The organism is Actinomyces provencensis (assembly GCF_900155435.1).
GTDB classification, from domain to species: domain Bacteria; phylum Actinomycetota; class Actinomycetes; order Actinomycetales; family Actinomycetaceae; genus Pauljensenia; species Pauljensenia provencensis.
This window is the reverse complement of record NZ_LT700212.1, coordinates 582,177-599,734: the sequence shown is the minus strand read 5'-3', so window position 1 is coordinate 599,734 and position 17,558 is coordinate 582,177. Positions and strand designations below refer to the sequence as shown.

The following is a 17,558-nucleotide window of genomic DNA, read 5'->3' as shown; positions in this document are numbered from 1 at the left end:
GACGAGGGCGGGGCCGGTGAGCGGACGACGGACATGCCCCGAGGAGCGCACCGGCTGCCCTCCGGACCCTCGTCGTCCTCTCCCGTCCGGCGCCGCTCCGTCGCCCGTAAGCGCCAGGTCGGGCCCGCGCGGACAGGGCCCGATCAGGGGATCGTGCTGACCGCCATGGCGAACCACCCGAGTGACACCACTGCCAGCAGTGGCCAGACGGACCAGCGAGTGCGCCCTGCCGTGTGGGAGTCCCGGAAGCTGAGCGCCGACTGCACGAGGAATGTCAGTCCACCCAGGAACCAGAATGCGGGTCTGGTCCATGCGGTCAGGGTGGCGATGTCTCCCACGCGCGGGAGGAGGAGTTCGGCACCGATCACGACCACCAGGAGAGTGCAGAGGACGCCGAGCAGGAAGTACTCGATCCTCGTGCGGTTCAGTGAACGACGGGCATGGCCGGTCCTGGTCCCCGTGCCCCGCGTCCCGGATGCAGGTTCCGCGGGGGCGTCGTGGGATGGTCGGTGGGTCGCAGGTGTTGAGGGCGCTGTCTCCATGGCTGCCTCGCAATGGTCGTTTCCGGCCAGCGTAGCCGGAGCAAGCCGGTGGTGCAGGGCGCTGGCTGAGACCTTTGGTGCCAAGGCTCAGAGGCAATCGCTGGCAAGAGGGCACTCGGCGGCGGGCTCGCACCAGACGCGTGGGGGCCGGTCCGGCGAAGAGTGCTCCCATCGTCGAGCGTCTCGATGTCCGTGCGCTCCTCGGACGCGTCCCTCGCATCGGGGAGCGAGTTGAGGAGACTGGAGAAGGTCAACAGGACCATCAGGGCCCTGGAGGTCACGGTGGACGGGAGGACGAGGGCGCTGACGATCGTGGCCGTGCCGGTGCCGACGAGAGCACGGCTGCCCATGAGCTGGGTTCTCCTCCACACGTCCGGACTCCGATCGGCATGGGGCACCCGGAGGCCCAAGAAGCTGTTCGGCAGCGCAACAGAGGTTGCGTTGCCCAGGAGCGCAACCCCGATTCCTCCTCCGAGGAACATGACGGTGCCGAGACCGAGCCGAGACTGAGCCGAGCCGGAGAGCGTACGCGCTCTGGGCGCGGGAGACGGCAGTGGTGCCTGCAGCCGGGCCCCGGAGTGCCACACAGTTGAATGCCCAGAGGTGGACTTCCCACCGAACGGTGGGGGTATGAGGACACCGTTCGGCGGGAAGTCCACTGTTCGGCGAGATGTCCAGCGTTCGGGAGGTGTGGCCCAGACCCGCGGTGTGCATCTCCGGCAGGTGTCGCTCCAGTTGCCGGGCCGGTTGACGACCAAGTGGGGTCTCGGCGTTGCGAACGGCCCAGAACGGTGAGGATTCTCCGTCGAGACCCCACTTCGTCGCCAGGGACGGAGCGCGCGGTCACCAGAGGCGCGCCAGGCCGCCGTCCGGCAGAGATCTGCTGGGAACAACGACCGGGCCCGTCCAGCGTCTGGTCCAGGAGTGACCGTGTGGCCGAGGAATGACTGAGAGACGAGATCGGGGCCACGGCGTCTCCTCCGCGGTGCGGCAGGGGGCGAGCGGGAAACGGATCGGGGCCCCGGTCACCGTGTCTCCACGGCGACCGGGGCCCCGATCGATCAGTTGGCCACGGGGTGAGGCGTGCGGTGCCGGCGTCCGGCAGTCCGTCTCGGCCCTCACCCGGGGCAGGCAGCCTCAGTCCTGGGACTCCCCGCCACCGGCGCCGCCGCGACGACGGCGACGGCGCTTGCGCGGGGCAGACGAGTCATCCGCCGGTGTGCGCGGCTCGGGGTTGTGGTCACCGCGGCCCCGCCCTCGTGAGCCCCGGTCGGAACGGCCGCGCTGCCCGGCGGGCACGTCGTGCCCGCCGCCCCCGCGGCGACCCCGGTCCTGCTCGGAGGACCGTCCCCGGCCCTGGCCACCGCGCGGGGCGCCACGGCCCCCACGGGGACCACCGGTCTCGCCCAGGTCCTCGATGACCTCGGCGTCCAGGCCTGCCAGGGTGCGCTTGGAGCGCGGCAGGCGCCCGGTGACACCGGTGGGGATGTCGAGGTCGGTGAAGAGATGGGGGGAGGTGTGGTAGGTCTCCAGCGGATCCGGCACTCCCAGGCCCAAGGCCTTGGAGATCAGGCTCCAGCGCGGCACGTCGTCCCAGTCGACGAAGGTGATCGCCGTGCCGGAGTGCCCGGCGCGACCCGTGCGCCCGATGCGGTGGATGTAGATCTTCTCGTCCTCGGGGCACTGGTAGTTGATGACGTGGGTGACGTCGTCGACGTCGATGCCACGCGCCGCCACGTCCGTGGCGACCAGCACGTCGATCTTGCCCTTGCGGAAGGCGCGCATGGCCTGCTCGCGGGCTCCCTGACCGAGGTCCCCGTGCAGGGCGCCCACGGCGAAGCCGCGCTCGGCGAGGTCATCGGCCAGACGGGCCGCGGTGCGCTTGGTGCGGCAGAAGATGATGGTGCGTCCGCGGCCCTCGGCCTGCAGGATGCGTGCGACGACCTCGACCTTGTTCATCGCGTGGACACGGTAGATGACCTGCTTGGTCGACTTGACCGTTGCCCCCTGGTCGGTGGGGTCCTGGGCGCGGATGTGGGTGGGGTGGGACATGAACTTCCGCGCCAGCGCCACCACCGGGCCGGGCATGGTCGCGGAGAAGAGCATGGTGTGGCGGGTGACGGGCACGCGCGCCAGGAGGGTCTCCACATCGGGGAGGAAGCCGAGGTCCAGCATCTCGTCGGCCTCGTCCAGGACGACGGTCTGGACACCGTTGAGGTGCAGGAGCCCGCGGCGCAGGAGGTCGATGAGACGCCCAGGCGTGCCGACCACCACGTCGACGCCCTTGGCGAGCGTCTCGATCTGGGGCTCGAAGGCCACCCCGCCGTAGATGTCGATGATGCGGGTGGAGAGCTTGCCGGCAGCCTTGCGCAGGTCGGTGGCGACCTGCTTGGTCAGCTCACGCGTGGGGAGGATGACCAGCGCCTGGGGGCAGTTCGGGTTGAGGAGGTCTTCGTAGCCCTCCTCGTCGGGGGCGATGACGTCCTCCAGGAGGGGGATGCCGAAGCCCAGGGTCTTGCCGGTGCCCGTCTTCGCCTGGCCGATGATGTCGTGGCGGTCCAGGGCGACGGGCAGGGTGAGCGCCTGGATGGGGAACGGGTGGGTGATGCCCTCCTCCTCCAGCGCGTCGACGATGGGGTCGGAGACCCCGAAGTCGGCGAAGGTCTTCTGTTCGAGGTCGGCGGTGGAGCCGTCCTCGTCGGTGATGTCGGGGGTCGCCTCCGGCTCGGGGGCGACGGCGACGATGTCGCCCAGGCGCACGACGCCTGCCGAGTACTCGGCACGGTCGGCGCCGGTGGCGGCGCCGGTGGCGGTGTCGGTGGTGGTGCTCGCGTCGCCGTCCGGGCCCGCGGTGGTGGCCTCGGGCGCGGGCGCGCCTGTGGCGAGTGTGTCGTTCGTGGTCACGATCAGCCTTGTCTCCGGGGGTCACCCGGGTCGTCGTGGCAGCCGATCGCGCAGTTTCGGGGCGCCCAGTGGGGGCGCGGGTCACGGTTCGGTGAAGCGACCGGTCAGCCGTGGTCACCCCCATCCTAGGGTGTGCGGCTCCCGGCGGTGGGGAGGGGCCGCTCACAGGGGGAGTGGGAGCGCGGGTGCGTCGCCCTCGTCGGCGGGTGCACGTGGCGCGGCGGCGCGGCCCCGGCGCGGACGAGGGCGACCCCGTGGGACCGCCGGGGCGGACGGCGCGGCGAACGGCTGGGGGCGACGCGGATGGCCGGCGCGCCCCCGGGACGCGCCGTCGTGCCGCGCTGACTAGGCTGGGGGCATGGAGCGCACATACGAACCCGTGGATGCGGACACCGCCGAAGTTGTCGGTCTCATCGCCTATGCGGCATTGGCGGGCATGACCCGTCTGGCCAAGGACGGGGACCAGGCCCCCACCATCGGGGTACACATCGAGCATGCGCGCATGGCCGCGAAGGCCTTCCGCGTCTTCGAGCAGCTGGAGGTCTGGGCCGAGCACCGCGGCCTCGACCTGGCGGCCGCCGCGGGGGAGTACTCGGGCCTCTTCGACGACCTCGACGCGCGCACACGTCCCAGCACCTGGTGGGAGCGCTCCGTCAAGACCTACGTGACGCTGGGGATGTTCACCGATCTGCTGCACGAGGTCGCCGAGCTGCACGACCTCTTCCCCGACCAGGACGAGGCCTGGGACCTGGGACAGGGGGAATGGGAGCGGGCCAATCTGGCCCCGCGCACCGCCTCCGACGAGCAACTCGCCGCGCGGCTGTCGCTGTGGGCGCGACGCGTGGCGGGCGAGGTCCTCGGCCTGGTGCGCTCGACGTTGTTCACACACCCGTTGCTGGCCAAGGACCCCGATGCCTCCGATGCGATGGTCGCGTGGGTGACCAAACGCCACAAGGAGCGCATGGCGGAGATCAACCTCAAGGCGTGAGCCGGGCGGGGTCGACGGGACGGCCCGGGCGCCTGCCCCTGTCGGGACGGGCCCGGTGGTCCCCTGGGGATCAGCCCAGCGCGAAGCCGACCCGGCGCGGGGTGTCCGGGGCGACCAGGACGAAACCGATGGCCTCGGCGGGGACCAGCGCCTGCTGGCCCTTGGAGTCGACGAGCGTGAGCAGCCCACCCTCCTTGGTGGAGGCCTCCACGCGTGAGAAGAGCTCCTCCTCGGTGAGGTCGATGTCGAGCTGCAGTTCGCGGGCGGCGCCGCGGATGCCGATGGAGACGTTCATGGTGGCTCCTCTGGGGGAACGGATTGGTCTGCTCCCATGCTACGGGCCGCAGGTGCACATGCCGGGTGGGAGCATTCAGTCATGAGCGAAATCCGAGTGGAGGTGGCGGGGGTGGACCCCGACCTCGGTGTCCTGCCCCCGCCAGACGCCGAGCAGGCGGCCGTGTGCCAGCATGCCGCGCAGCACAGCGTGGTCGTGCGCGGGGCACCGGGGTCGGGCAGGACGACCTGTGCGCTCATGGTTGCCGCGCGGTGTCGCGCGCGTGGGGAGTCGGTGCTCGTGTGGGCGCCGGACCGCTCGCGGGTGGATGCCCTGGAGACCAGGGTCCAGGCCCTGCTGCCCGAGGCCGTGCGTCCCGTGCGCACCCCCGCTGCCTTCGCCTACCTGGTCGTCTCCACCTGGAGGATCGGGCGCGGGGACCCGCTCGGGCCCGTCGAACTGGTGACCGGCGCGCAGGAGGACCAGCTCATCGCGGACCTCCTGGACCGCGGCGGCATTGACTGGCCGGAGGCCATGCCCGCGGCGATGCGCGCCATGCCCGCCTTCCGCATGGAGGTCCGCAACCTCTTCGCCCGCGCCGGTGAGGCCGGGATCGACGGGGCGGCACTCGCGGAACTCGGCAGGCGCTTCGCCCACCCCGAGTGGGTCTCCGCGGGTGCGCTCCTGGCCATGTACGAGGGCGACCCCGGGTTCGCCGTCACCACACGTGGCGCCATGACGGTGGACACCTCACGTATCCAGCGCATTGCGGCGGATCTGGTGCTGCGCTGGGAGACGGAGGCACCCGCTCAGGTGGTCACCGCCGAGGCTCCGCTGCCCGATGTCGTGGTGGTGGACGACCTGCAGGACTGCACGGCATCGACGGTGGAGCTCCTGGCCGCCATGGCCGCACGCGGGGTGCGTGTCGTCGCGTTCGCAGATCCGGATGTGGCGGTGGCCGCCTACCGGGGTGGAGAGCCGCATCTGGACGGACGTCTCGCAGAGCGCCTGGGGGCTCCTGTGCTGGAACTGGGGGCCGTGCACCGGGGGACCGGGCTGTTGCGCGAGCTTGCCCGCGATGTCACTTCCAGGATCTCCACGACGGGATCCGTGCATCGTCGCCGTGTCGGGACACTCGGCGCGGGGCCGGGAGGCGACGCGGCGGAGGCGCGCGACGCCGCTCAGGCCGACGCCGGTCAGGACCCGGCTGGTGAGGCCGGCGGTGGGCACCGGGGGAGTGAGTCAGACCTCTGGGTCCACCTCGCGGCCTCCGAGGCCCAGATGGGGGCGATCACGGCCCATCACCTGCGGGCCCACCACCTCCACGAGGATGTGCCCTGGCAGGACCAGGTCGTCATCGTGCGCTCATCCGGCGATGTCGCCGAGGTCCGCCGCCAGCTGCGCCGCGGGGGCGTGCCCGTCGCGGGGCGGCGCCGGGCCCTCACCTTCTCCGCAGAACCGGTCACCCGCACGCTCCTGGAACTCGTGGCAGGCCAGGTCGGGCTCGCCCAGGAGGAGACGCACGGGCACGCCTCCGCGGCCCGTGCTGGCGGTGTGAGCGCCGATGCGGGTTCGCCGCACGGCCCTCGCCCGCCGCGCGCGGCAGGTGCCCAGGGAGATGCCGATGGACGCAGGGGCGACCTGGAACTGGGCAGCCGTCTGCTGGACTCACCCTTCGTGCGCGCCGATGCCCTGGATGTCCACCGCCTGCTGCGCTCCCTGAACTCCCAGGTTGTCGCCTCCGGGGAGGACGACGACGAGGAGGACGCACCCGATGTGGTGGAGGCACGCCATGATGTGCTCTCCCTCCTGGAGGATCCGGAGCTGGTGGAGACCTGCGCGGAAGAGGAACTGCGCGCCGCCCTCGTCCGGGCGGGGAGGATGTGGAAGGTCGGGCGCGGACCCGGGACAGGACGGCCCCGTGCGGCACTGTGGGCGCTGTGGGAGGCCTCAGGTCTCGCCGAGGAGTGGCGCGAGGGCGCCCTGGCACACGACTGGGACGCCGAGTGGTACGACGACCAACTCGATGCACTCCTCGCACTCTTCCGCGTGGCCGACGTGTGGGAGCAGCGCAATCCGGCGGGCAGTGCCCGGGAGTTCTGCCTGCAGCTCCTGGCCGATGACGTCCCCACCGACACGCTCACCCGCATGGGCATCCGGCCCCCCGGCGTCGATGTGCTCACCCCGGCCCAGGCCATGGGGCGCGAGTGGGAGGTCGTGGCCGTGCTGGGACTCCAGGACGGACGATGGCCGAACCTGCGTCTGCGTGACCGGGTGCTGCGCGCGGACCTGCTGGCCGACCTGGGAGCCGGCCGCGTCGGCACCGACAGTCAGGGCCAGGAGGTGCTCCTGGACGATCCCCGCTCGGCGCGTCGCGTGGTGCTCGACGATGAGACCCGGCTCCTGGCTGCATCGCTGACCCGTTCACGCCGGGTGCTCCACGTCGCGGCCGTGCGCACCGAACAACAGGCGCCCTCCCAGTTCCTGGACCTCGTGGCGCGTCACGCCCGTGTCGCCCTCGTCGAGGGGGAGATCCCCCTGGAGCGGATCCCGCCCACACTGGACCTGCCCGGGCAGGTCGGGCGGCTGCGCCACCTGGCCGCACAACCCGAGCACAGTGCGGCGCGCGAGGCGGCGACCACACTGCTGGCGCTGCTGGGGCGGGAGGGCGTGCGTCAGGCCGATCCCGCGGGGTGGACAGGTGCGGGAGGACTCTCCACGCAGGAGCCCGTCCTCGGGGAGGGACCGGTCTTCGTCTCGCCCTCCAAGGTCCAGTCCGCCCGGGAGTGCGCCCTCAAGTGGTTCCTGGCCTCGGCCGGTGGGTCGCCCGCCTCGGGTGGTGCCCAGCAGCTGGGGACCCTGGTCCACGCGATCGCCCAGCGTCATCCCCACGGTCCCCTCGACGTCATGCTCGAAGAACTTGACCAGGCGTGGGAGGGACTGGGCCATGACCCCTCAACCTGGGTGGGGCGCCGCGAGAAGGAGCATGCGGAGGCCGTCGTGCGGGCGCTGGCCACCTACCTGGAGGGGGTCCCCGGCGAGGTCGGGGCCGAGGTACCTGTGCGGGCAGCGGTCGGAGGCCTTGTCATCACCGGCTCCATCGACCGCCTGGAGACGGTGGATGGTGGGGTACGCATCGTGGACCTGAAGACCGGGAAACCCTCGGTCACGAAGGCGGGTGGTGAGGAACACCCCCAGCTGGCCACCTACCAGGTCGCCCTGCTCGCCCAGGGGCAGGCGGTGGCCGGGGCGCGCCTGGTGTTCCTGGGCAATGGGAAGGTCGAGGAGCGTCTCCAGACTCCCCTGGAGGGGGAACGCCTGGAACGGTGGAGGAGCGACCTGGAGGCCCTGGCCGGCACCATGCGTGCAGGCTCCTTCCGTGCCACGCCCTCAGAGGAGGCCTGCCGCTACTGCCCCTTCCGACGCAGCTGCCCCGCCATGGACCAGGGACGGAGAACCCTCGCATGACTGACGCACCGCGCCCCGGCACAGGGGACGCAGACACGCCTCGTCCAGAGGTGGGGGGTACGCACACAGTGCGCCCCGACGCCCTGGGCATCGCCCACCTCGTGGACGGCAACACTCCCACGCCTGAACAGATCCGGGTCATCGAGGCGGACCCCACCCGCCCCGTCCTGGTGGTCGCGGGCGCCGGATCAGGCAAGACCGAGACCATGTCCATGCGCGTCCTGTGGCTGGTCGCGCATGAAGGCATGGACCCGGAGTCCATCCTGGGACTGACCTTCACCCGCAAGGCCGCCGCCGAACTCGGCTCACGCCTGCGCGCCCGGCTGGGATCCCTGGCCGACTCCCTGCCAGGACTTGCGGAAGCGGGGGACCCCGTGTCCCTCACCTACAACTCCTTCGCGGAGCGCATCGTGTCCGAGCACGGCCTGCGCATCGGGGTGGATCCCGACTTCCGGATGCTCGGCCAGGCCGGGGCCGTCCAGATGATGACCGACATCGTGGAGTCCTGGCGAGGCGACCTGCCCGGGGACGCCGCACCCAGCACCGTGGTCCACCGCAGCCTCGCCCTGGCCGGGCACGTCGCGGAACACGACCTCACCCTGGACCAGGCGCGGGAGGAACTCACCTGGTTCGGGACCTCCCTGCGAGAGATCGGCAAGCCGACCTCGCACCTGGCGGGCGCGATCGCAGCCAATGACATGCGCCTGGCCCTGTTGGACCTGGTCGCGGAGTTCGACCGCCGCAAGCGGGCCGCGGGATTCCTGGACTTCTCCGACCAGCTCTCCCTGGCCACACGCATCGTCACCGAGGCCCCGGATGTGTGCGAAACGCTGCGACGCGACCACCGCGCCGTGCTCCTGGACGAGTTCCAGGACACCTCCGTCGTCCAGATGGAACTGCTCTCCCGTGTCTTCCACGACCACCCGGTCACGGCGGTCGGGGACCCGAACCAGGCGATCTACGGATGGCGAGGCGCCTCGGCTGCGTCCCTGGAGGGCTTCCTCTCCCGCTTCCAACCCACCGGGGAGCCCGACCCCGACCAGACATTGAGCCTGTCAACCTCGTGGCGCAATGACCGCCAGGTCCTCGACGTCGCCAACAAGGTGGCCGAACCCCTGCGTGCCCACTCCGTCCACGCCGTCTCCCCGGTGCTGCGGGCGCGTGACAAGGCAGGCGAGGGCTCCGTCGAGGTCGCCTACACCCTGGACCGGGGTGAACAGGTGGAGGTCGTGGCGGACTTCATCCAGGCCCACCGCGTTCCCCTCGGGTCGCGCATGGCCAGTGCCGCGGTCCTGTGCAGGCGCCGACGTGACTTCCAAGCCGTGGACGACGCCCTGCGGGCACGCGACATTCCCACCCAGGTCATCGGGTTGGGCGGGTTGCTCGACCAGCCCGCGGTCGCCGACCTGCGTGCCGCGCTGGAACTCGGCGTGGATGTCACGAACTCACCGTGGGTGGTCCGCCTGCTCGCCAACCTGGACCTCGGCTCCGCAGATCTGCGGGTCATGGGGGAGTGGTCGCGCAAGCTGGCGCGGCGTGGCAGCGAGGTGGAGCGCCCTGAGACCCTGCTGCTCGATGCCGTGGACTCCCCGCCCGAGCCCGGGTGGTCGCCGCGCCCCGGCGTGCCCGCCTTCACCGAGGCCGCCGCCCGGCGCGTCCGTGTCCTGGGGCGGCGCCTGCGCGCCGTACGCAGAGGTGGCGGACGCGGGGTCGTGGAGCAGGTGGAACGCGCGATCTCGATCATGGGCCTGGCCGAGGACGTCACCGCCGACCCACTGCTCAACACCGGACGGGAGTCCCTCGACGCCTTCGTCGACGTCGCCACCGACTTCGAGGCCTCAGCCCAGGGGGCGACCATGAGGGGTTTCCTCACCTGGCTGTCCGTGGCCGAGGAGGAGGAGTCCGGACTGGCGGGCCCCAGCGTCGAGCCCGACCCGGCTGCCGTGCAGATCATGACCATCCACGGCGCCAAGGGACTGGAGTGGGATACCGTGGCCGTCTTCGCCATGGATGACGGGATCTTCCCCAAGCACAGTGGCCGCGGTGGGCGGACCTGGCAGGAGGAACCCCAGCCCTCCAAGGGGTGGCTGGGCACGGTCGACGAGCTGCCCTACCCCGTGCGTCGCGACGCGGATTCGCTGCCTGCCTTCCTCCCCGACCTCAGTGAGGGACGGACTCCCCAGGCCGCCTTCAACAAGTGGGTGGGAGGCGCCTACGCCCAGGAGATGGGCGCCCACATGGAACGCGAGGAACGTCGCCTCGCCTACGTGGCCCTGACCCGGGCACGCCGGGACCTGCTGATGACGGGATCCTGGATCGACCATGCGAAGAGCCTGCGTCCGCCGTCGCGCTATCTCATGGAGCCCCTCATGGCGGGCCTCACCCGCAGTGATCCGGCCTGGGCGGTGGCGCCCCGACCCGATGAGGAGACCACGGCCGCCCTCGTAGGTGCCACGGAGCCCGCAGAGTTTCCTCGCAGGCCCGGACGGTCGCGGGAGCTCGTGAGTGCCTCCGCGCTGCGGGTGGCGGCGCGTGCCCTGGAGATGGAGGACCTGGGGCTGACCACGGACCAGGTGCTCGACTCCCTGGAAGAGGAGCCCCTGGCGCGCGATGTGCGGGCGCTGCTGGAGGAACGGGCCCTGCGCGAGGAGAGCCGCAGTGTGGTGGTGACGCCGGAGCGTCTGCCCGCCACCAGTGTGTCCAGGTTGTTGGAGGACCCCCAGGCATTCGCCCTGGACCTGCGCAGACCGCTGCCCGCGGAGCCCTCGGAGGCCTCGGCCCTGGGCACGATCTTCCACGCTTGGGCCGAGCGTCAGCTGCGTCAGACCAGCGGCGAACTCTGGGACGAGCCCGTGCCCGGTGAGGAGACCCTGTCGGAGCGCGAGCGGACCCGGCTGGCAGCGATGCAGGAGCACTTCCGGGGACTGTCACTGTTGGCCACCCACGTGCCGGTGGGCATCGAGGAGCCCTTTGCGGTCGAGATCGCGGGCGTGTCCGTCCAGGGCCGTATCGACGCGGTGTTCCGTGATGCCGGCGGACGCGACACGGTGGTGGACTGGAAGTCGGGTCGCGTGCCGTCTGAGGTCACGGAGCCTGCGGTGCTGCGCTACTACCTGACCCAGCTGCGCCTGTACCGGCTTGCGTGGGCGCGCCGCACCGGGGTGCCAGAGGAACAGGTCGCGGCGCGCGTCGCCTTCCTGGCGGGACCCACGGAGTTCTCCCTGGAGGATTTGGTGGGGATGCTCGGGGACGGGAACGGTGGCGTGCTGGACGACGCGGTCGGGGTGGCGCTGCGCCGGGCCTGAGGACAGAGAGTCGGGCCCGGGCTCAGGCGTCGATGCTCCCCTGGACGACGGTACGGACCGTGCCGCCCACCCACAGCCCTGTGTCCTCCTCGGTCAGGAGCACTCTCCCCGCCCGCCCGAGCTGCTTCCCCTGACGCACGGAGTAGGGAGTGCGGGCTCGACCCGTGTCCAGCATCCACTGCGCCGCAGCGGCATTGAAACTGCCGGTGACCGGGTCCTCCAACAGGGGGCCGCCCTCCTCGGAGAAGAAGGTCCTCACGACGAAGGAATCGGGGTCGCCCGAGGGGGTCGGGGCGAGGACGCCGATGGCCCGTGATCGACCGGGGGAGGCGGAGGGACGCAGGGATGCCACCACCTCGGGGTCGGGGAGCAGGATCCCCAGCCATCCGGGTCCGTTGTCGGCCCAGCGCGCCTCGACGATCAGGGAAGGCTCAAGTCCGAGGATCTCGGCGGCCTCCCCCAGGTCCTGCTCGGTCACCGGGCCGTCGCGCAGCAGATCGGGTGCCGCGAAGGAGAAGACGTCCCCCTGTTCGCGCACCTGGACCAACCCGATCCCGCACTCCTGGATGATCGTGCCCGGGCGACGGGAGACCCCACCGGAGCGTCGCCAGGCCGCAGCGGTCCCCAGGGTGGGGTGGCCGGCGAAGGGAAGTTCCATACGCCCGCTGAAGATGCGCACCCGGTAGTCGGCCTCCTCACTGGTCGGAGGCAGGACGAAGGTGCATTCGGAGAGGTTCGTCCAGGCGGACAGGGAACGCATGACCTCCGTGTCGAGGCCGCGCGCGTCCAGGACAACGGCCAGTGGGTTGCCCGAGAACGGCGTGGTGGCGAAGACGTCGACCTGGGTGAAGGGAAAGCTCATCAGATCCTCATTCGTCCATATGTTTGGCTCTTGTGACTGATCTGTGGGTGGTTGGGCGGGTCTGGACGGGTGCACGCCGTTCTCTCGTCTATGTTCCTGGCTTGTCGAGAGTCAGTAACGAAACAGGGAGAACGGCGTGCAGGAAACCACCCTATGGCGAGGGCTGCTGGGAGTCGAGAAGACCACGGTCGTCGAGCAGGTCGAGTATGACGCGGACGAGGGCATCGTGGTCGCGTCGGTGCGTGCGTCGGGGAAGCTGAGGCCTCGGTGCGGGAGGTGCGGCAGACGTGCTGCCCGTTACGACCTCGGTGAGGGGCTGCGGCGGTGGAGGGCGCTGGACCTGGGCCCTGTCCCGGTGTGGCTGGAAGCGGAGGCGCCGCGTGTGAAGTGTACTGAGCATGGGGTGATCGTCGCGCAGGTGCCGTGGGCGCGTCACGGTGCCGGACACACGAGGTTCTTCGACGATCAGGTCGCGTGGTTGGCGACAGTGTCCTCGAAGTCTGCCGTGAGGGAGTTGATGCGCATCGCGTGGCGCACGGTCGGAGCGATCGTTGCCCGCGTGTGGGACGACACCGCCGCCGAGACCGACCTGTTCGCCGGGCTCACCCGCATCGGGATCGATGAGATCAGCTACAAGAAGGGCCACAAGTACCTCACCGTCGTCGTCTGTCACGACACCGGCCGACTCGTGTGGGCAGCGCCTGGGCGGGACAAGAAGACGCTGCGAGCCTTCTTTGACGCCCTGGAGGCCTCCGGGGCGGGCAGGTGCGCCCAGGTCACGCATGTCAGTGCGGACGGGGCGGACTGGATCGGCGACGTCGTGGCGGAGAAGTGCCCTCATGCAGTGCGCTGCGCTGACCCGTTCCACGTCGTCAAGTGGGCCACCGACGCCCTGGATGAGGTGCGCCGGCAGGCATGGAACGATGCCCGCAAGGCCGCCCGGGGTGAGCCGCGCCGCAACGTCGGCAGACCTCGCAAAGACGCACCCGCCAGACCCGCCAACGACACAGCCCGCAGGTTGAAGAACTCACGCTACGCGCTGTGGAAGAACCCTGAGGATCTCACCGAGAGGCAGACCGAGAAGCTCGCCTGGATCGCGCAGACCGACCCCAGGTTGCACCGCGCCTACCTCCTCAAAGAAGGACTACGGGTCGTCTTCAAGCTGCCCTACGAGCAAGCCATCGACGCACTGGAGCGGTGGATCTCCTGGGCCAGGCGATGTCGTATCCCCGCCTTCGTGAAACTCCAACGCTCGATCGTGAAACACCGCGAGAGGATCCTCGCCGCGATCGAGCACGGACTCTCCAACGGGCGCATCGAGTCCGTCAACACCAAGATCCGACTCATCACCCGCGTCGCGTTCGGGTTCCGCTCACCCGACGCACTCATCGCCCTGGCCATGCTCACCCTCGGCGGCCACCGCCCCACCCTCCCCGGCCGACCATGACCCACGGAAGAGTCAGAAGCGCCATATGTTTCACGGTATTGACCCCTGCGGCGGAGGCCACGAACCAGAGGCCCACGGTCACCACCAGGCCCGAGACCACCAGCACGCGCGTGAACGATGCACCGTCGGCACCCATCCCGAGACCTGCGACCAGGCAACCCAGGGCGTGGAAGACGGCCACGGCGCATCCGGCGGCAAGGATCGGCCAGGCCGCACGGTGGGCTTCGCGCCAGGCCTGATCGGAGGCCAGGACCTCCCGGTTGTGCAGCCCCAGAGCGGATCCCTTGGGCAGGGTTCCTGCCCGCCCCTTGGCGGCAGACACCCCGAAGACCACCGCCATGGACACGAAGAGCAGGACGCCGATGACTCCGAGGGCGCTCATGCGTCCGCCCCGCCCTCGTGCGCGCCGGTCTGCCCGCCCGCGAGCACCCCTGCCACCGCGGCGTCCAACTCCGCCACCCATGCGGTGGCCGAGGTGTCGGAGGGCATGCGCCAGTCCCCGCGCGGGGACAGGGAGCCGCCCGCCACGACCTTCGGGCCGTTGGGGATGGCGGTGCGCTTGAACTGGTTGGAGAAGAAACGCCACAGAAACAGCCGCTCCCAGCGCACGATCTCCGACAGCGTGTAGGCTACGCGCTTGTCCTGGGGGAAGCCGGCCGGCCACTCGCCCGACTCCGCGTCCCCCCACGCCTTCTCCGCCAAGAAGGCGATCTTGGAGGGCCTGTAACCGCGGCGGAGCACGTGGAAGAGCGTGAAGTCCTGCAGGTTGTAGGGGCCGATGGAAGCCTCCGTGGACTGGGGAACCTCGCCGGGGCGGGTGGGCACCAGCTCCGGGGTGATCTCGGTGTCCAGGATCGAGAGGAGGATCTCGCCCACCCCCTCCTCGAACTGACCGGACGCCACGACCCATCGGATGAGGTGCTGGATCAGGGTCTTGGGCACCCCGGTGTTCACCGCGTAGTGGCTCATCTGGTCGCCCACCCCGTAGGTGCACCATCCCAGCGCCAACTCCGAGAGGTCCCCGGTGCCCAGGACGATGCCGCCCAGGTGGTTGGCCAGGCGGAAGAGGTAGTCGGTGCGCAGGCCCGCCTGGACGTTCTCGAAGGTGACGTCGTAGTCCTCCGCACCCGAGGCATAGGGGTGACGCAGGTCGGCGAGCATCTGGCGGGCCGCGGGGGTGATGTCGATCTCCTCGAAGGAGACCCCCAGACGTTCGCACAGCAGGGTGGCGTTGGTCTTCGTGTGGGCGGTCGTCGCGAAGCCCGGCAGCGTGTAGGCAAGCACGTCGGTACGAGGGCGCCCCAATCGGTCCATCGCCTTGGCGGCCACGATGAGTGCATGGGTGGAGTCCAGGCCCCCGGACACCCCGATGACGACCTTGGGCGTGCCGATGGCGCGCAGGCGCTGCTCCAACCCCGAGACCTGGATGTTGTAGGCCTCGTAGCAGTCCTGCGCCAGGCGCTGGGGATCATCGGGCACGAAGGGGAAGCGGTCGACGGCGCGCTCCAGGCCGAGGTCCGTGCGCGGGGGGTCCAGGCGGATCCCGATGTGTGGGAGGGCCGCCTTTCCCGAGGCGCTCAGGGTGTCGTCGGCGCGGGCGTTGTCCTCGAAGGAGCCCTGGCGCTGGCGTTCCTGGCGCAGTCGGTCCAGGTCCACGTCCGCCACGGTGACGCGACGCCCCGAGGGGAAGCGCTCACCCTCCGCCAGCAGGTCACCCATCTCGTAGACCAGGGTCTGGCCGTCCCAGGACAGGTCGGTGGTCGACTCGCCCGGTCCTGCCGCGCAGTACACGTAGGCGCAGTTCGTGCGGGCCGAGGCTGAGCGCACCAGCAGCCTGCGTTCCTCCGCACGCCCCACCATGACGGGGGAGGCCGACAGGTTCAGCACCACGCTGGCCCCTTCCAGGGCTGCCCGTGACGAGGGCGGGACGGGGACCCACATGTCCTCGCAGATCTCCGCGCTCACGCACAGCCCGGGCACGTCGAGGACGTCGACCAGGACCGTGCCGAAGGGGAGCTCGGCGGTCCCCTCAGGGAGCTGCTCACCCATCCAGGGGGCCGCCTCCATGACACCCGGTGCGGAGTCGGCCCCGGGCGCGAAGTGACGCTTCTCGTAGAACTCCCGGTAGTTGGGCAGGTACTGCTTCGGGGTGATCGCCAGGACACGCCCGCGGTGGATGAACACCGCGCAGTTGAAGAGCCGGTTCCCGTGGCGCAGCGGGGCGCCCACGACCACCAGGGTCAGGAGGTCCCGGGAGGCTTCCACCACTGTCCCCAGCGCGTCCAGGACACCGTCCAGCAGGACGTCCTGGAGGAGCAGGTCGTCGATCGCATAGCCGCTCATGCACAGCTCGGGGAACACAGCCACGGCCACCCCGCGCGCGGAGCATTCCCGGGCTGCGGTGACGACCTCCTCGGCGTTGCGTTCGGGCTGTGCCGCGTGGACGGGGAGCGTGACGGCGGCGACGCGGGCGAAACCCTGGTCGTAGAGCGAATGGAAGTTCACGGTGCTCCTTCGAAGTGGTGCCCCCATTGTGCCGTGTCGCGCGTCCCGGTGTGGGTGTGCCTCCGGTGCGCGGGTTCGGGGATGGATTCGCCGGATGTGGCGGTCGTGAGGATCCCGAACCCACATGTGGGTGACGTGTGGGTACCGGGAACGACGACGCCCGGGGTGGCCGCATGACCACACCCGGGCGTCGCCCTCGCCAGAGCGCAACTCAGACCAGCGTCAGCGCCTGCTTCGCGATGGCCAGTTCCTCGTTGGTGGGCACCACCATGACGCGCACAGAAGACCCGCGCTGGGTGATGGTGATGGGCTCGCGCACGTGGACGTTGTTGGCCTCCTCGTCGAGGATGACGCCGAACGGTGCCAGGTGCTCGCAGATCTCGCGACGCAAACCGATGTCGTTCTCGCCGATGCCGGCGGTGAAGGTCAACACGTCCACCCCGCCCATCTCAGCGGTGTAGGCACCGATGTACTTCACCAGGCGGTTGATGTAGACGTCCATGGCCAGGCGGGCCCTGGCACGGGTGTCGCGGTCGTGGGAGGCGATCATCTCCCAGATGACGCGCATGTCGGACTCGCCGGTGAGGCCCTTGAAGCCCGACTTCTTGTTGAAGAGCGTGTCGATCTCCTCGAAAGTCATGCCACCCACGCGTTGGAGGTGGAAGACGACTGCCGGGTCGATGTCGCCCGTGCGGGTGCCCATCATGAGGCCCTCCAAGGGGGTGAGTCCCATGGAGGTGTCCACCGCCTGGCTGCCCACGATGGCCGAGGCCGACGCGCCATTGCCCAGGTGCAGGACGATCTGCTTGAGGTCGCGGGCACCCAGGATGGAGGAGACCTTGGAGGAGACGAACTGGTGGGAGGTCCCGTGCGCGCCGTAGCGGCGGATCGAGTACTTCTCCGCCGTCTCGCGGTCAAGGGCGTAGGTCGAGGACTCAGGAGGCAGCTTCTGGAAGAAGGCCGTGTCGAAGACCGCGACGTGGGGGATGTCGGGGAGCAGCTCCTGGGCGACGTCGATGCCCTTGAGGTGGGCCGGGTTGTGCAGTGGCGCCAGGTCGGCCAGTTCCTTGATGAGCCCGTGGACGCGGGCGTCGATCAGCGCAGGGCCGTCGAAGTATCGCCCGCCCTGGACGATGCGGTGGCCCACAGCCACGATGTTTGCGTCGGCGAGGGCGGGGCCGACCTCCTCGAAGAGGCGCAGGACCTCGCGCAGTCCCGCGCCGTGGTCAGGGACCGGCTCGGTGGGGGCCACGACCTTCTTGG

General features: G+C 70.4%; 12 protein-coding genes. 4 read left to right on the top strand and 8 right to left on the bottom strand.

Annotated elements, in window-relative coordinates:
• Positions 1-143: 143 nt before the first annotated feature.
• The 3 genes from BQ9890_RS15135 to BQ9890_RS02540 form a co-directional block, all read right to left on the bottom strand.
• A complete protein-coding gene (locus BQ9890_RS15135) occupies positions 144-374 on the bottom strand; it encodes a hypothetical protein (RefSeq protein ID WP_143226213.1) in 231 nt (76 codons plus the stop codon).
• A 50-nt stretch (positions 375-424) separates the two neighbouring features.
• Positions 425-1,024: an SdpI family protein gene (locus BQ9890_RS16800; protein ID WP_075889124.1), complete on the bottom strand. Its 600-nt coding sequence runs from the start codon at positions 1,022-1,024 to the stop codon at positions 425-427.
• A 655-nt stretch (positions 1,025-1,679) separates the two neighbouring features.
• Positions 1,680-3,446 carry a DEAD/DEAH box helicase gene (locus tag BQ9890_RS02540; RefSeq protein WP_075889122.1) on the bottom strand — a complete coding sequence of 589 codons (1,767 nt, stop codon included), beginning with the start codon at positions 3,444-3,446 and terminating at the stop codon, positions 1,680-1,682.
• Between the two features lie 358 nt (positions 3,447-3,804).
• Between BQ9890_RS02540 and BQ9890_RS02535 the strand changes: the two genes are divergently transcribed.
• Positions 3,805-4,434, top strand: coding sequence for a ferritin-like fold-containing protein (locus tag BQ9890_RS02535; RefSeq protein ID WP_075889120.1), 630 nt, complete (start codon positions 3,805-3,807; stop codon positions 4,432-4,434).
• Positions 4,435-4,504: 70 nt separating this feature from the next.
• On the opposite strand, the gene BQ9890_RS02530 is transcribed toward BQ9890_RS02535, so the two are convergent.
• The gene (locus BQ9890_RS02530) at positions 4,505-4,729 is read right to left on the bottom strand and encodes a DUF3107 domain-containing protein (RefSeq protein ID WP_075889117.1); all 225 of its coding nucleotides are present in this window, start codon (positions 4,727-4,729) and stop codon (positions 4,505-4,507) included.
• An 81-nt stretch (positions 4,730-4,810) separates the two neighbouring features.
• On the opposite strand from BQ9890_RS02530, the gene BQ9890_RS02525 reads away from it, so the two are divergent.
• Positions 4,811-8,176 (top strand): UrvD/REP family ATP-dependent DNA helicase, encoded by a 3,366-nt coding sequence (locus tag BQ9890_RS02525; protein WP_075889115.1) that lies wholly within the window; start codon positions 4,811-4,813, stop codon positions 8,174-8,176.
• A complete protein-coding gene (locus BQ9890_RS02520; RefSeq protein WP_078062183.1) occupies positions 8,173-11,481 on the top strand; it encodes an ATP-dependent helicase in 3,309 nt (1,102 codons plus the stop codon). The genes BQ9890_RS02525 and BQ9890_RS02520 overlap by 4 nt, the downstream gene beginning before the upstream one ends.
• Positions 11,482-11,503: 22 nt before the next feature.
• Here BQ9890_RS02520 and BQ9890_RS02515 read toward each other — a convergent pair whose 3' ends face one another.
• Positions 11,504-12,343 (bottom strand): PhzF family phenazine biosynthesis protein, encoded by an 840-nt coding sequence (locus BQ9890_RS02515; protein WP_075889111.1) that lies wholly within the window; start codon positions 12,341-12,343, stop codon positions 11,504-11,506.
• Positions 12,344-12,479: 136 nt separating this feature from the next.
• Between BQ9890_RS02515 and BQ9890_RS02510 the strand changes: the two genes are divergently transcribed.
• A complete protein-coding gene (locus BQ9890_RS02510; protein ID WP_075889109.1) occupies positions 12,480-13,790 on the top strand; it encodes an ISL3 family transposase in 1,311 nt (436 codons plus the stop codon).
• Here BQ9890_RS02510 and BQ9890_RS02505 read toward each other — a convergent pair.
• The 3 genes from BQ9890_RS02505 to BQ9890_RS02495 form a co-directional block, all read right to left on the bottom strand.
• A complete protein-coding gene (locus BQ9890_RS02505) occupies positions 13,747-14,172 on the bottom strand; it encodes a hypothetical protein (RefSeq protein ID WP_075889107.1) in 426 nt (141 codons plus the stop codon). The two genes, BQ9890_RS02510 and BQ9890_RS02505, sit on opposite strands and share 44 nt — an antisense overlap.
• A complete protein-coding gene (locus BQ9890_RS02500) occupies positions 14,169-16,295 on the bottom strand; it encodes an NAD(+) synthase (protein WP_075889105.1) in 2,127 nt (708 codons plus the stop codon). The genes BQ9890_RS02505 and BQ9890_RS02500 overlap by 4 nt, the downstream gene beginning before the upstream one ends.
• A gap of 211 nt (positions 16,296-16,506) precedes the next feature.
• The coding region (locus BQ9890_RS02495; RefSeq protein ID WP_075889103.1) for an acetate/propionate family kinase at positions 16,507-17,558 on the bottom strand (1,052 nt) is incomplete at its 5' end.

What these genes read in the sequence shown, in the direction of transcription:
- BQ9890_RS02515 (WP_075889111.1), bottom strand. Translation starts at nt 12,343, where the DNA reads ATGAGCTTTCCCTTCACCCAGGTCGACGTCTTCGCCACCACGCCGTTC.
- BQ9890_RS02520 (WP_078062183.1), top strand. Translation starts at nt 8,173, where the DNA reads ATGACTGACGCACCGCGCCCCGGCACAGGGGACGCAGACACGCCTCGT.
- BQ9890_RS02525 (WP_075889115.1), top strand. Translation starts at nt 4,811, where the DNA reads ATGAGCGAAATCCGAGTGGAGGTGGCGGGGGTGGACCCCGACCTCGGT.
- BQ9890_RS02535 (WP_075889120.1), top strand. Translation starts at nt 3,805, where the DNA reads ATGGAGCGCACATACGAACCCGTGGATGCGGACACCGCCGAAGTTGTC.
- BQ9890_RS16800 (WP_075889124.1), bottom strand. Translation starts at nt 1,024, where the DNA reads ATGTTCCTCGGAGGAGGAATCGGGGTTGCGCTCCTGGGCAACGCAACC.
- BQ9890_RS02530 (WP_075889117.1), bottom strand. Translation starts at nt 4,729, where the DNA reads ATGAACGTCTCCATCGGCATCCGCGGCGCCGCCCGCGAACTGCAGCTC.
- BQ9890_RS02505 (WP_075889107.1), bottom strand. Translation starts at nt 14,172, where the DNA reads ATGAGCGCCCTCGGAGTCATCGGCGTCCTGCTCTTCGTGTCCATGGCG.